The following is a 13,868-nucleotide window of genomic DNA, read 5'->3' on the forward strand; positions in this document are numbered from 1 at the left end:
ATGAAGCCTGTTATACGTGTACAGCAGCACGACTTTTCTGTCGCCGAAGAATATCAGCGCCTGACTCAAGCGAGTAATTGTGGCGCGGTGGTCACCTTCTCAGGGTTGGTGCGCGAGTTAGCCGATACTGAACTTGAAGCCATGACCCTTGAACATTATCCGGGCATGACCGAGCAAGTGCTAGCCGGTTTGGTGGAGCAAGCGCGGCAGCGCTGGCAATTGGGCGATGTGACGCTTATTCATCGGGTTGGACGACTGACGCTGAATGAGCAGATTGTCTTTGTTGGCGTAGCAGCACCTCATCGTAAAGCGGCGTTTGCCGCCGCCATGTTCATTATGGATTACCTGAAAACTCAGGCGCCGTTCTGGAAACAGGAGCACACCGCGGAAGGAAGCTACTGGGTCGCCGCCAAAGACTCAGACCAGCAGGCGGCGCAAAACTGGCAGGAGGATCTATGATGTATCGCCTCGCCGCCTTGGTGTTTGCCCTTCTTGCCTTGTTTGCGAATAGCTCAGCACTGGCAAAAGAAACTGTGCATATCGCCGCAGCTTCGTCATTGCGTGGTCCGCTTGAAATTATTGTTGGCAACTTTGAAACTCAGCACCCTGAGTATGAGGTCCACATCAGTTATGCCGCGTCGGGTAAACTTGTCGCCCAGGTTCAGCATGGCGCGCCTTATGGGCTGGTGCTTGCGGCCGAACCCGATTATCTGGAGGAGCTGCACGCGCGGCAATTGACCTTATCTGCGCCGCAGCACTTTAGTTATGGCCAGCTGGTGCTCTGGCATCCGCAGCAGCATGGGGATGCGCTTGATATCCTGCGTGACGCTAAACGTATTGCGCTGGCGCAACCGCGGCATGCACCCTATGGCAAAATCGCCATGCGCTACTTAGAGCAAGAGTTTCCGGATACCGATTTTACCGGCCGCTTAGTTTATGGCGAGAATGTCGCACAAGCTGCTCACCGGGTCTATGCCGGCGCAGTTCCGCTCGGTTTTGTCGCGCTTAGCCAAATGCTGCAACTCAAAATTCCGGAATCCGACTATAGCGTACTGACCTCTGTTGAACCGCTACCCCAGGCTATGGCGTTAACCAAGCAAGCGCAATCCGGAGCCAGGCTGTTGTATTCAGCTCTACTCGAAGACGCAGCGCAGCAGGTATTAACCGACTATGGGTACATTCGCTATGTTGCAGCCGAGTGATTGGCAAGCCATTGGCCTGACCCTGCAGTTGGCGGGCGTCACTACTCTGGTACTTTTGCTGTTGGCGACGCCCATCGCCTGGTGGCTGGCATTCAGTTCCTCACGCTGGCGCGCCATAGTGCAGGCGATCGTAGCTATGCCGTTGGTGTTGCCACCGACGGTGCTTGGCTTTTACTTATTGTTGTTGCTGAGTAATAGTTTTGCGTTCACTTTTACTGGCATTGTCATTGGCAGCGTTATCTATTCCCTGCCGTTTGCTGTGCAGCCGTTGCACGAGTCGTTTCGCACGATGGGGCGGCGGCCGTTACAAATTGCCGCAAGTCTCGGTGCCGGGCGCTGGGATCAGTTTCGTACCATTGTTCTTCCCTTGTGTCGCGGCGGCTTTGTGGTTGCGGCAACCCTGGTTTTTGCCCATACCCTCGGTGAGTTCGGTGTCATTTTAATGATTGGCGGCAGCATTCCGGGCGAAACCCAGGTGTTATCGGTACTGATTTACGACCACACCGAAGCGCTCAACTACCGTGCCGCGCATACCTTGTCATTAGGCATGATCGCTGTGGCTATGCTGGTGCTGATCATTGTCTATGGGCGCTGGTCAAAATCGCCTCTGCAACTGGGGTCAGAGCGATGAGCTTAAAGGTGAAATGTCATTTGCCCTTGCAACACTTCGCGCTGGATGTCGCCGTTTCGATTCCGACGCAGGGGATCACAGCGATAGTTGGCCCCTCGGGGAGTGGCAAGACAACCTTTCTGGAAGTTTTTTCCGGGGTGCGACAGGTGGCAAATGCTGAGGTCAGCTTTAACCAGACCCTATGGCAGCAGCGGGAGTTCCTGCCGTTGAACCAACGTCGGGTGGGATTGGTGTTGCAACATCCAAGTTTATTTCCGCACTTAAACGTTGCTGATAATTTGCGCTACGGCTGGCAACGCGCGCGGGGTCGTAAAGAGCTGGGATGGGATGAGGTGATCGCTGCCTGTGACCTGAACGCGTTACTGCAACAGTTTCCGGCGCAGTTGTCAGGGGGGCAGCAACAACGCGTGGCATTTGCCCGGGCACTGCTGGCACAACCCCAGTTGCTGGTTCTTGATGAACCTTTTTCGGCGCTTGATGATGACGCGCGCCAGTATTTCGTCAGTTATTTACGCCAGTTAAGCGAACAGCATCAGTTGCCGATCATTTGGGTCAGCCACCAGCTTAGTGATGTAGCTCAGGTAAGTGATACCCTGGTGCAGTTCAGTCAGGGCAAGGTTGTGAGTCACGGCCCGATTGTCAGTGAATTACAGCGCGAACCGCTACGCTCAAAGCTGGCACTTTCCGTGCTTGATACCCACTACGATGCAACGCAACAGGGTCAGGAAGAGTGCTGGCGGCTCGAGCTTGCCGGACAAGACCTGGTATTACCAAAACCACAATGGCAGCAACAACAGCCAGGCGCATCTGTCAGATTGCGCGTGTTTGCCCGCGATGTCAGTTTGACCCGTGAATTCGTAACAGAATCGAGTGTGCAGAACCAGCTTGCTGCAGAGGTGGTCGACAGCTTTACCGCCCGTCACCCCGCTGAGCTGGTGGTGCAACTGCGGGTTGGCGAGCAATATTTGCTCGCGCTGATCACAAAAGCCTCGTGGCAGCGCTTAGACCTCCGCCCTGGCACGCGTGTGGTCGCTCATCTTAAGGCTGCTGCCCTGCACGAAACGTTGCGCGAAGCTTTGTAACCTTGGGCTTCGCTGGCGTTCCAAGCGCACCTCGATAACATGCATCTCCGAGGGATGTTGCCATGCCTGCTGAAAGGCATCCATAAAGTTTTCTGCCGAGGTTGCGACCTTTGTACGTGCGCCTTGGGCACTTGCTATTGCGAGCAAGTCACAAGGCGGTAGGTCGACACAGTTCAGGCCTGGCGAGAATGCATCTATCATGTCCCAGCGGCGATTATTCAGAACCACGACGATGGGCTTAGCGCCATGTTGTTTGAGCTGACACAACTCCAGACCTGTCATCAGAAAAGCACCGTCGCCGACCAGCACAACGGAGCGCAAGCCGGAGCTGACATGGACACCTAAAGCGGCCGGAATGCTAAATCCCATGGAAGCATAGTAGGCCGGTGCCAGCACGTGACTCGCCTGGGCGTGGAGTGAGGCAAATAAGCAATCGCCGACATCACTGATAATTGGCACAATGTCCGATTGGTTGGCGAGCTCTGCGTCAATCAGCTCGACCAGAGTGGTCGCATCCCAACTCTCGGTGCGCCAGGAGTCGCCAATGACATGGTGCAGCGCAGGTTGGCTGGAGCACCAACTTTCGTGGCGAGGTAAATGCGCGTAGAGCAAGGCTTCACAAAGCGTTCCGAGCTGGACGTTCTGGAACCGCTGGGGCCCAAGGCAGGTGTTGCCCTGATGCAACTGAACGACCTTCTCACCGTTGGCGAAACTGGGATAACTGGCAAAGTTGGTGTCGTTGACAATCACCCCAAAGTGAATGATCAGGTCGCTCTCGCTCAGCAACTGGTAGGGATGTGCCTGAGCTTCATCGCCGGAGCTGCCGTCATCGACAAAGGTGCCGTGAAAGCAGGGATGATCGGGCGCAATGGCTGCCCGCGCCAGAAACGTCGTGAGAATAGGTATATTCAATTGCAAGGCAAGATGTTCGAGTGCTTCTGCGGCACCGAAGCGTTGCACCTCTATACCGGCTAAAAAGACCGGGCGTTTAGCCTTACGCAAACGCGCTGCGATGGCATCCTGTAATTGCTGTTGCTCAGATAAGGGCATCACCGCCGGTGTGTAGGGGGGTAGTTGCCCGCATTCGAACTCGACAGCATCGCGTGGTACCTCAATTAATACCGGACGCGATTGTTCGCGGCAACATTGTAATGCGGCACGTAATTTTTCCGGGGCATGGGCAGGATCATCAAGACGAACCTGTAACTCAGTAACTTCGGCAAAGACACGTCGCTGCGAGTCAATACCTTTAGCCTGATGATGAATAGCAATGTTGCGTGCCAGTTCACGTTGACCAGGAAAGCCAGCGATAATGACCAGCGGGACGCGCTCGACGTAAGCTTGGGCCACGGCGTTGACAGCGTTAAGTGCACCGGCGCCGTAAGTTAATATGGCCACACTTGGTGTGCGTGAAAACCGCGCTGCCGCATCAGCTGCATAGACCGCACTGGGCTCATGATTCAGGCAATAAAAGGGTAATTGTTCAGTGCTTTGCAATTCCTGCAATAACGGCAGAATAAAATCGCCTGGAATGCCAAACATGGCGTTGCAGCCAAACTGTTTTAGTTCTGCCGTTAATAAATCAACAAATCGCATCGGAATGACTCCACACCAGGGTTGCGAAAAACGCTAGTGTGAAGTAGCCCGAAGGAATCTACATTGATCTAGGTCAGCAGGCTGTCAAATGGTTGAATCGTGATGATTTCTCCGGTTTCAATTGTGTCCCGGTCTTGTTCAAGCAGCAGAAAACAATTTGCCTTGGCAACGGAAGTTAACACCGCGGAGCTTTGACTGCCGGCGGGTTCAGCCCACAGCTCACCATCACGCTGGGTAAAGCGGCCACGCTGGAAATCCATTCTTCCGGGCTTTTTCCTGATACTGGTGCTGGCTCTTGCCTGAAATTGCAAAGGCTGCGCAGAATGCTCACCCGCTAACCGTCTTAGCATGGGTTGCACGATTTGATCCATAGTGACCAGCGCAGCCACCGGATTACCGGGCAGGCCGCAAAACCACGATTCATCAAGACGCCCAAACGCAAAAGGTTTGCCGGGCTTCATCGCGATTTTCCAGAAACCGATTTGACCCAGTTTGGCCATGATCTCTTTGGTGTAATCGGCATCGCCGACGGACACGCCAGCGCTACTTATTATAACGTCGGCACTGCGCATGGCTTGTTGGAAGGCATGTTCGAGGGCGTCACGGTCATCGGCAATTAACCCAAGGTCGAGAACTTCGACCCCAAGACGTTGCAGCATGGCGTGCAGGGTAAAACGATTGCTGTCATAGAGCTGACTTTCCGCCTGCAGTTCTTCACCGGGCAGCACCAGCTCGTCACCATTTGAGAATAACGCCACGCGTAGACGTCGGAACACCTCTACTTCTGCTTTGCCGAGCGAGGCCAGCAGGCCGATATGGATCGGTGTTAAGCGTTGACCCCGGCTCAGAATGACCGCACCCTCACGGATATCGCTACCCTGTAAGCGCACATTATCATTAGGGCGCACAGTGCTCTGGCAGTAGATGGTGCTATCGGTGCGCTGAACCTGTTCCTGCATGATCACAGCATCGCAACCGGCCGGCATTTTTGCACCCGTAGTAATACGCACACAGCTTTGCGGCGGTAGATCACCGGTATACGGGTGGCCGGCAAGTGCTGAACCGACGACCTTGAGTGGGGTGTCAGTTGTGGCTTCCGCAGCGCGCAGAGCATAGCCATCCATCGCAGAATTGTCATACCCGGGAACATCAATCCCGGCGTGTACTGGCGTCGCAATAATGCGATCGAGCGCATCGTGCAGAGCCACAGTTTCGGTTTCGTGCAGAGGTTCAATCTGGCGCTGTATCGTAGCTAACGCATCGGCAACAGGCAGCCATTGATCACTCATGCTTACCTCCTTGTTGATTGACCATCCATACCGCCGCTTCCACACGTGAACGCAAACCTAACTTTTTCAGCAGGTGTTTAACATGCACCTTCACAGTGCCGTCAGAAATAGCGAGCTCGCGGGCAATGACTTTATTGCTCATACCTTTAGCGATGTGTTTTAAGATTTCCAGTTCGCGGTTGGTCAGACTATCAAGCTTGCCTGTGCCCTGGGGAGCGGGACGTCGCAAGGCGGTCGCTAACACTTCGGTAATGACCTCACTTAACACCATCTTGCCTTCAATTGAACGTTTGATTTGCTCAATAAGTTGTTCAGGTTCCATGTCTTTTAACAGGTAACCATCAGCCCCGTTGGTAATCGCCGCCACGACATCTTCATCGGCGTCGGATACCGTAAGCATGACAATGCGCGACGTAACGCCTTCATCGCGCATGTGTTTCAGCGTCTCCAGACCGTCCATGCCCTGCATGTTCAAGTCCAGAATAATCAGATCCGGGTCAAGTTCTACTGCTTTAGGGATGGCTTCTTTGCCATTGTTAAACTCGGCTACTACTTCCAGATCGTCCTCAAGTGAAATCAATTGCTTGAGACCTTTGCGAAGCAGCGGGTGGTCGTCGACCAGCATGATACTAGAGCGCAATTCAGACATAAAAAATCTCCTCATTCGATAGTTGGTTATTTTTACACACTTCTTGCGCTATCGCATGACTTGGGTACCTGACAACGCGTAAACTTAGTGCTTGCTAATTTGCCTCGAAACGACAAAAAGCAATAAAAAACAGACAGATAGAACATAACAATACCTAATAGGTGATAGTTTGGCTATCTCTTAATAACTGCTGGTTAACTCTTCCGTAAACTTGCCGACAGGTAGTGCCATCAAGGATTCTATAGCTATTGTAGTCGAGACCAGGGCTTATTGTGTCGAATGCCTTAGCCAGTGAAACAGTTGATAAAGTCACAGCACTACACGTGATCGCCAGTACTGCCATTTGGATGTGCTGGAGCGTGTTGGTGGTGTTGCTCTATGCTCTGGATCTTGGTTTTACCATTGCTGAATTATTTGGCTTGCTGGCGTTGACGGGGTTTTCCGCAGCAGCATTTCAATTGCTCTGGTTCGGCCTCGGTGAACGCGCTTTGCAGCCGCAGTTCATCCGAACCACGACCCCGCTGTTATTGTTGCCGGCATTAGGCTTCATTTATTGTTTTTCCACAGCAAATTATTCACTTTTTTACCTGCAGGTACTGGCCGTGGGTTGTGGGTTGGGTGGTGCCCAGCTCTATGTCCGCCGCTATCAGCACTTCGTGGCGAATCAAACTATGGGGTGGGATCTGGCGGTCACCGCAAGTATCGGTGGCATTGGTATTGTTTTGGCCCAAATCGGAACGCCTTTGATTGCGCTGTGGCGCGGTCCTTTTCCCACTTCCGCGGCGCCGGCAGAGACCAGCATCAGTATCGGTACCTTACTCGGTAGCGTGCGGCCAGAACAAAGCATCTGGTTGAGCAATCTGGGTTGGTTCACCGCGCTGGTGGTGGTAACCCTGCTGATAATGAACTGGCGTCGACGGCCACAAGCCCAGCGGTGGCGCTCGGAAAAATCAACGCGCCGCCACTTATTACGTAATCCCCATACCTGGTTTATGACCTTGCTGTACTGCATGGCCTTTGGCTCCTTCATCGGTTTTGCCTTAGCCTTTCCTCTCATCCTGCAGTTTCTGTTTGGCTTGAGCCGTGAATGGCAAGCTGGAGAATTGGTCAGCGTGATGAGCAACGATTATGCGCCACAAGCACTGACCTATGCCTGGTTGGGGCCGCTTATTGGGGTGGTTTCGCGACCTTTAGGGGGGTGGCTGGCGGACCAGTATGGTGGCGCCAGAGTAACTATGGTGTGTGCGTTGATGCTGGCACTGACAAGTCTGGTGGCCTCGGTGCTGACGGATAAGGCGTACCACAGTGGCGCACCAGAGCAGTATTTCCTGCCCTTTTTACTTACTTTCTTCGTATTGTTTGCGGTTTCTGCGTTGGCAAGTAGTGCCATTTATCGTTCTGCCAGCGTGTTGTTCCCCGCTAATCAGCTTGGTATTGCGCTACGCTGGTTGGCCGCGTGTGCCACAGCCGGTGCGGGGTATATACCGCTGATGTGGGGCGTACAGAGTTACACCGCCACGCCGGCAATGGCGTTGGTCGCCTTTGCATTATTTTACGCATTCTGCGCGGCGGTCGTAGCGGTGGTTTATCTGCGCCGGCATAGTGTTTATTTCAATCCCTAAGCGTCGTTTGATGCCATCGGCTGGCGTTCTTTCAGATACTCCGGCTGGAAGTGGAAATACACACCGGTTCCTCCCTCAGGGCGACGCTTAATGGTGATCTCACCGCCTAAGTGCTTGCTGCGCTCCTGCATAATCGCCAAACCATAGTGATTGAGCTTCTCGGCTTGCTCCGGAATACCAACGCCATCATCCTCGATGTTCATGCCGATCGCATGATCAATAGTCTCATGCAGACGTATGGTGACTTCTGAGCCCTGACTGTGATGGATAGCGTTCTGACAGGCCTCACGAATGATCTGCAATAAATGAATTTCTTCGTGCGGTGCCAGCGGTGCATTCGCTAACTGGTAGTCCAGGCGAAACTTCAGCTCAGACTGTTCTTCAAATTGTTTTAACGTGGTTTGCAGGGCATTTAGCAACCCTGCGCCATCTACTTTAAGGCGGAACGTGGTTAGCAGCTCTCGCAGCTGTCGGTACGCTGAGCTCAAGCCTTCACGCAGTTCGTGCGAGACGTCTTCAATAACCTCTTTATTATCCTTGGCAATGCCCTTGTCGAGACGGGTTACCTGGATTTTCAGGTAGGACAAAGCTTGCGCCAACGAGTCATGAAGCTCACGGGCAATAACCGTACGCTCCTGAATTAACGCCAGGCGACGCACTTGCTCTTCTTCTTGCTTCAAACTCAGGGCAATTGCGAGCTGGTCGGTTACCGATTGCAGCAGCTGTTGCTGCCATTCATCAAGCTGCGCAGTGCGGGGGCAACGCGCTACAAGAACACCATAGTAGTGATTATCACGCTCAAGCGGATAGCGGTAGACCCGCATGCCTTCCATGACACTAACGCCACCACCAGCGGTGACACACTCGGCACAATCCACTCCTGCGCAGGGGTCCTCGGCGGTATCTGCGGGTTGCACCTGCAGGTAAGGCTTATCGCCTGCAGGTGTGATAAGGCAAAGTTCAATGTCATCCACCTGCGAGGCATGTTTGAGGCCGTCAATGATGTCGGTGAAATCCTGATACCCGGGCGAGCGCTCAATTATACTCCGCGCCATATTGTAGAGAAATTCAAGCTTTGCGTTACTGCGTTGCAGAGCGCGGGTTTGTTCGTCTACACGTTTCTCAAGATTGCCATACATGTAGCCAATGGCATCGTTCATCTTATTCAGCGTCGTTGCAAGTACACCAAGTTCATCAGCTAGCGGATGTTTTACGCGCGCGGTGAAATCGCCCTGGCCGATGCGGCGGGCGGTTTGGGTAAGTAGCTGCAATGGTTGCCGCACGCGTGTGCGTAGCCAGTAAGCAATGAAGCCAGCGAGAGCAATAGTGCTGAACAAGGATAGCACCTGAATTAGTCGAATTGCCCGAATGCGTGCTTCCGCTTCGTGCTGTAGAGCACTGACTAAATTATCAAGCTCGGTAATCAGCGGAGCAAGAGCTTGTTCAAGTTGCGCCGGCGCTACGGCTCCACTGTCCAGACGGGCCATGACCGTCTGCCAGCTTTGTTGTGCTGCCCTGAACTGCGCGCTTAACTCTGAATCGCCATTATTAAGGCGGTTAAAAACCGGATGTTGCCAGGTTGCCTGCAAGGTCTCCGCCAGCCGCTGGGCCGATTCATCCGCTGGATTGACAAGGTGGTGCCAGGCGTAGCGGTAGCTCTGCATACGTAACGAGCCAGCCTTGTTAATCGCCAGCGCATCCTGATCCGCGCGCTCGGACAACCAATACGACGCGAGCAGGGTGCCGACAGTAAGGGCAACCATTAAACTTAGGGCGATCCCGATACGGGTAACGATGGAAAACTGACGCATAGCAACTCAAGTTAAAAAATGTACAGGGTATAGTTTAACGGCAATTGGGTTTAATGGGCTACCTCCTTTGTATCCTACTCATCGCGCTAAAAATAGCCAAAAACATCAAGTCTAATAAAATCAGCTAGTTAACCATAATTAGCTCTACCTATTTGGTAGTAAAAAAGCCTCTCCCCCCTGGTTTTCACCCCCGCGCAGCCTATGGCAAAAGCCTCTGGACTTCGCCACACTTAGCGCGTTCGACATCGACCAGGAGTTTGAGGATGAGTCACCTACTCGAAAAATTGCGTTTCTTCAAAACGCGTAAAGAACCCTTTGCAGATGGGCATGGGGTAACAACAGATCAAAATCGTTCATGGGAAAGCGGCTATCGCCAGCGTTGGCAGCACGACAAAGTAGTGCGTTCAACCCATGGGGTGAACTGTACTGGCTCATGCAGCTGGAAAATTTATGTTAAAGATGGCCTGGTAACCTGGGAAACCCAACAAACGGATTACCCGCGTACCCGCCCGGACCTGCCGAATCACGAACCACGTGGTTGCCCACGCGGGGCGAGCTACTCTTGGTATATCTACAGCGCGAACCGGCTGAAATATCCAAAAATGCGTCAGCAGCTGATGAAACTTTGGCGTGAAGCCAAAGAGCAGCATAGCGATCCGGTCGCCGCCTGGGAGTCTATCGTCAGCGATCCTGTGAAGGCGAAAAGCTACAAAGAGCGCCGTGGTCTGGGTGGTTTTGTCCGCGCCAGCTGGGATGAGGTCAACGAGTTAATCGCTGCAAGTAACGTTTATACAGCGAAGACTTACGGCCCTGACCGTATCAACGGCTTCTCGCCTATTCCGGCGATGTCTATGGTTTCGTATGCTGCAGGTTCGCGTTACCTGTCGCTGATCGGTGGTAACTGTCTAAGTTTCTACGACTGGTACTGTGACTTACCGCCAGCGTCACCACAGGTGTGGGGTGAGCAAACAGACGTGCCGGAATCGGCCGACTGGTATAACTCCAATTACATTATCGTTTGGGGCTCCAACGTTCCGCAGACGCGTACGCCAGATGCGCACTTTTTGACCGAAGTCCGCTACAAAGGCACTAAGACCTGTGTCATTACCTCGGATTATTCAGAAGCTTCGAAGTTTGGTGACACCTGGTTGTCACCGCGTCAGGGCACGGATTCCGCGTTAGCGATGGCGTTTGGTCACGTCATTCTGAAAGAATTCTACGTCAATACGCCAAGCAGCTATTTCAATGATTACGTGCGTCGCTACACCGACATGCCTATGTTAGTCATGCTCGAGCCGGGCGAGAAAGTACTTAATCAGGGCCGCTTCCTGCGCGCGGCTGATCTGGTCGACAATCTGGGCGAAGATAACAATCCAGACTGGAAAACCATTGCCTTCAATGAAGAAGATCAGCGTTTAACCAGCCCGAATGGTGCCATTGGTTATCGTTGGGGCCAGAAAGGCAAATGGAACCTTGAGCAGAAAGATGCAAAAGGTGATCTGAAGCTGGCGTTAACGCTGAAAGACAGCCACGACGAAATCGTCGAAGTTGGCTTCCCGTACTTTGGTTCTGCACCACACGAGTATGACTACTTCCAGCACACTCACCATGATGAAGTGCAAGTTCGCAAAATTCCGGCGAAACGTATTGAGCTTGCCAATGGTGAAACAGCACTGGTCGCTACCGTGTTTGATTTGATGCTGGCGCAGTATGGTGTCGATAACGGTATTAATGACGAAAACCGTGCGCAAAGCTACGAAGACGACGTACCTTATACTCCTGCGTGGCAAGAGCAAATCACCGGCGTTAAGCCTGCGGATGTGATTCGCATCGCCACTGAATTTGGCCGCAACGCGGACAAAACCAAAGGTCGTTCGATGATTATCGTTGGTGCCGCGATTAACCACTGGTATCACATGGACATGAGCTACCGCGGCTTGATCAACATGCTGATGATGTGTGGCTGTATCGGTCAAAGCGGTGGCGGCTGGGCGCACTACGTTGGACAGGAAAAACTGCGTCCGCAAACCGGCTGGCAACCGCTGGCATTTGGTTTGGACTGGCAGCGTCCACCGCGTCAGATGAACGGTACCTCATTCTTCTATAATCATTCCAGCCAATGGCGTTATGAAAAACTGGATATGAGCGAAGTGGTATCGCCACTGGCTGATAAAAACAAATGGCAAAGCTCGATTATTGACTACAACACCCGCGCTGAGCGCATGGGTTGGTTACCCTCTGCCCCGCAGCTGGGCGTTAACCCGCTGACGGTTGCCGAAAAAGCCAAAGCGGCAGGAAAAGAAGTCAAAGAGTACCTGGTTGAACAGCTGAAAAGCGGAGATATCCCGTTTGCCTGTACGCAACCGGATGATCCAAAGAACTTCCCGCGAAACATGTTTATCTGGCGTTCGAACCTGCTTGGCTCCTCAGGTAAAGGCCATGAGTACATGCTCAAGCACTTCCTGGGCACGACCCATAAAACCTTCGGCGAAAACCTTGGTGAAATGGGTGGCAAAAAACCAGAAGACGTTGAGTGGGTTGACGATGGTGCTGAAGGCAAGGTTGACCTGTGGGTAACCCTTGATTTCCGTATGTCGACCACCTGTCTGTACTCAGACATCGTGTTACCAACTGCGACCTGGTATGAAAAAGACGACATGAATACGTCTGACATGCATCCCTTCATTCACCCGCTGACAGCGGCAGTGGATCCGGTCTGGGAAGCGCGCAGTGACTGGGAAATCTTTAAAGGCATTGCGAAAGAATTTTCCAAGGTCTGTAAAGGTCACCTGGGTGTTGAACAGGACGTGGTTACCACGCCAATCATGCACGATTCCGCTGGCGAAATGGCGCAGCCATACGGCGTTAAAGCCTGGTGGAAAGGTGAGTGTGAAGCTATTCCAGGCGTCACTATGCCAAATATCACTGTCGTCGAGCGCGATTACCCGAATACCTACCATCGCTTTACCTCCCTTGGTCCGTTAATGGATAAGTTAGGCAATGGCGGTAAAGGTATTAACTGGGATACGAAAGAGGAAGTTGATTTTCTCGGCAAGTTGAACCGTGTTCATTATGAAGAAGGTGCTAACAAAGGCCGGCCGATTATTGAAAGTGCTATCGATGCTTGCGAAGTCATCCTGTCGCTGGCACCGGAAACGAACGGTCATGTTGCAGTGAAAGCATGGGCGGCATTAGGCGAGCAGACCGGGCGTGATCACACCCACCTGGCGAAGCCAAAAGAGGAAGAGAAAATCCGCTTCCGCGATATCGTTGCGCAACCACGGAAAATTATCTCATCACCTACCTGGTCTGGCCTGGAAGATGAGCATGTCTCCTACAACGCGGGTTACACCAACGTTCATGAGTTGATTCCATGGCGGACAATAACTGGCCGGCAACAGTTCTATCAGGACCACGAATGGATGCGTGATTTCGGTGAAACCTTATGTGCTTATAAGCCACCGATTAACCTGAAGACCGTGCAGCCGGTGCTGAACAAAAACCAGAACGGCAACAAAGAGATCGTGCTGAACTGGATTACTCCGCACCAGAAGTGGGGTATTCACAGTACCTACTCAGAAAACCTGTTGATGCTGACCCTGTCACGCGGCGGCCCGATTGTCTGGATGAGTGAAATCGATGCTAAGGCGGCCGGAATTGAAGATAACGATTGGATTGAAATCTTCAACGTTAACGGTTCGATTAATGCGCGGGCAGTTGTCTCCCAGCGGGTTCCGGAAGGCATGAGCATGATGTATCACGCTCAGGAACGTCTGGTAAATATTCCGGGCTCTGAACTGACCGGTACCCGTGGCGGTATCCACAACTCAGTCACACGGGCGGTGATGAAGCCGACTCACATGATTGGTGGATACGCACAACAAGCCTATGGCTTTAACTATTACGGCACAGTTGGCTGCAACCGCGATGAATTCGTGGTTATCCGCAAGATGGATAAAGTCGACTGGCTGGATACTGAATAACGT

General features: G+C 52.8%; 10 protein-coding genes. 6 read left to right on the forward strand and 4 right to left on the reverse strand.

The window, feature by feature from the left end; all coding sequences use genetic code 11:
* The 4 genes from moaE to modC are packed head-to-tail and all read left to right on the forward strand — an operon-like array spanning position 1 to position 2,915.
* Positions 1 to 459, forward strand: coding sequence for a molybdopterin synthase catalytic subunit MoaE (moaE, locus tag CWI69_RS09305; RefSeq protein WP_126763944.1), 459 nt, complete (start codon positions 1 to 3; stop codon positions 457 to 459).
* Complete coding sequence (modA, locus tag CWI69_RS09310) at positions 456 to 1,202, forward strand: molybdate ABC transporter substrate-binding protein (RefSeq protein ID WP_126763945.1); 747 nt, start codon at positions 456 to 458, stop codon at positions 1,200 to 1,202. Before moaE ends, modA begins: the two co-directional genes overlap by 4 nt.
* Positions 1,171 to 1,833 (forward strand): molybdate ABC transporter permease subunit, encoded by a 663-nt coding sequence (modB, locus tag CWI69_RS09315; protein ID WP_241971083.1) that lies wholly within the window; start codon positions 1,171 to 1,173, stop codon positions 1,831 to 1,833. Before modA ends, modB begins: the two co-directional genes overlap by 32 nt.
* The gene (modC, locus tag CWI69_RS09320) at positions 1,830 to 2,915 is read left to right on the forward strand and encodes a molybdenum ABC transporter ATP-binding protein (RefSeq protein WP_126763946.1); all 1,086 of its coding nucleotides are present in this window, start codon (positions 1,830 to 1,832) and stop codon (positions 2,913 to 2,915) included. Before modB ends, modC begins: the two co-directional genes overlap by 4 nt.
* On the opposite strand, the gene CWI69_RS09325 is transcribed toward modC, so the two are convergent.
* The 3 genes from CWI69_RS09325 to narL all read right to left on the reverse strand — a co-directional run bounded on the left by CWI69_RS09325 (position 2,835) and on the right by narL (position 6,449).
* Positions 2,835 to 4,511, reverse strand: a complete 1,677-nt coding sequence (locus CWI69_RS09325; RefSeq protein ID WP_126763947.1) for a thiamine pyrophosphate-binding protein — start codon at positions 4,509 to 4,511, stop codon at positions 2,835 to 2,837. The genes modC and CWI69_RS09325 overlap by 81 nt on opposite strands.
* A gap of 68 nt (positions 4,512 to 4,579) precedes the next feature.
* Complete coding sequence (gene moeA / locus CWI69_RS09330; protein WP_126763948.1) at positions 4,580 to 5,800, reverse strand: molybdopterin molybdotransferase MoeA; 1,221 nt, start codon at positions 5,798 to 5,800, stop codon at positions 4,580 to 4,582.
* The gene (gene narL / locus CWI69_RS09335) at positions 5,793 to 6,449 is read right to left on the reverse strand and encodes a two-component system response regulator NarL (protein ID WP_126763949.1); all 657 of its coding nucleotides are present in this window, start codon (positions 6,447 to 6,449) and stop codon (positions 5,793 to 5,795) included. The genes moeA and narL overlap by 8 nt, the downstream gene beginning before the upstream one ends.
* Positions 6,450 to 6,721: 272 nt before the next feature.
* On the opposite strand from narL, the gene CWI69_RS09340 reads away from it, so the two are divergent.
* Positions 6,722 to 8,071 (forward strand): MFS transporter, encoded by a 1,350-nt coding sequence (locus tag CWI69_RS09340; protein ID WP_126763950.1) that lies wholly within the window; start codon positions 6,722 to 6,724, stop codon positions 8,069 to 8,071.
* Here the strand turns inward: CWI69_RS09340 and CWI69_RS09345 are convergent.
* On the reverse strand, positions 8,068 to 9,882 hold the full coding sequence (locus CWI69_RS09345) for an ATP-binding protein (RefSeq protein WP_126763951.1): 1,815 nt from the start codon (positions 9,880 to 9,882) through the stop codon (positions 8,068 to 8,070). The two genes, CWI69_RS09340 and CWI69_RS09345, sit on opposite strands and share 4 nt — an antisense overlap.
* A 263-nt stretch (positions 9,883 to 10,145) precedes the next feature.
* Between CWI69_RS09345 and CWI69_RS09350 the strand changes: the two genes are divergently transcribed.
* Positions 10,146 to 13,865, forward strand: coding sequence for a nitrate reductase subunit alpha (locus CWI69_RS09350; protein WP_126763952.1), 3,720 nt, complete (start codon positions 10,146 to 10,148; stop codon positions 13,863 to 13,865).
* The last annotated feature ends 3 nt before the right edge of the window (positions 13,866 to 13,868 follow it).

The sequence above is a fragment of the Pseudidiomarina halophila genome (assembly GCF_003987215.1).
GTDB classification, from domain to species: Bacteria; Pseudomonadota; Gammaproteobacteria; order Enterobacterales; family Alteromonadaceae; genus Pseudidiomarina; species Pseudidiomarina halophila.

Coding starts and splice junctions, on each gene's coding strand:
- moaE (WP_126763944.1), top strand. CDS start 1: ATGAAGCCTGTTATACGTGTACAGCAGCACGACTTTTCTGTCGCCGAA.
- modA (WP_126763945.1), top strand. CDS start 456: ATGATGTATCGCCTCGCCGCCTTGGTGTTTGCCCTTCTTGCCTTGTTT.
- modB (WP_241971083.1), top strand. CDS start 1,171: ATGGGTACATTCGCTATGTTGCAGCCGAGTGATTGGCAAGCCATTGGC.
- modC (WP_126763946.1), top strand. CDS start 1,830: ATGAGCTTAAAGGTGAAATGTCATTTGCCCTTGCAACACTTCGCGCTG.
- CWI69_RS09325 (WP_126763947.1), bottom strand. CDS start 4,511: ATGCGATTTGTTGATTTATTAACGGCAGAACTAAAACAGTTTGGCTGC.
- moeA (WP_126763948.1), bottom strand. CDS start 5,800: ATGAGTGATCAATGGCTGCCTGTTGCCGATGCGTTAGCTACGATACAG.
- narL (WP_126763949.1), bottom strand. CDS start 6,449: ATGTCTGAATTGCGCTCTAGTATCATGCTGGTCGACGACCACCCGCTG.
- CWI69_RS09345 (WP_126763951.1), bottom strand. CDS start 9,882: ATGCGTCAGTTTTCCATCGTTACCCGTATCGGGATCGCCCTAAGTTTA.
- CWI69_RS09350 (WP_126763952.1), top strand. CDS start 10,146: ATGAGTCACCTACTCGAAAAATTGCGTTTCTTCAAAACGCGTAAAGAA.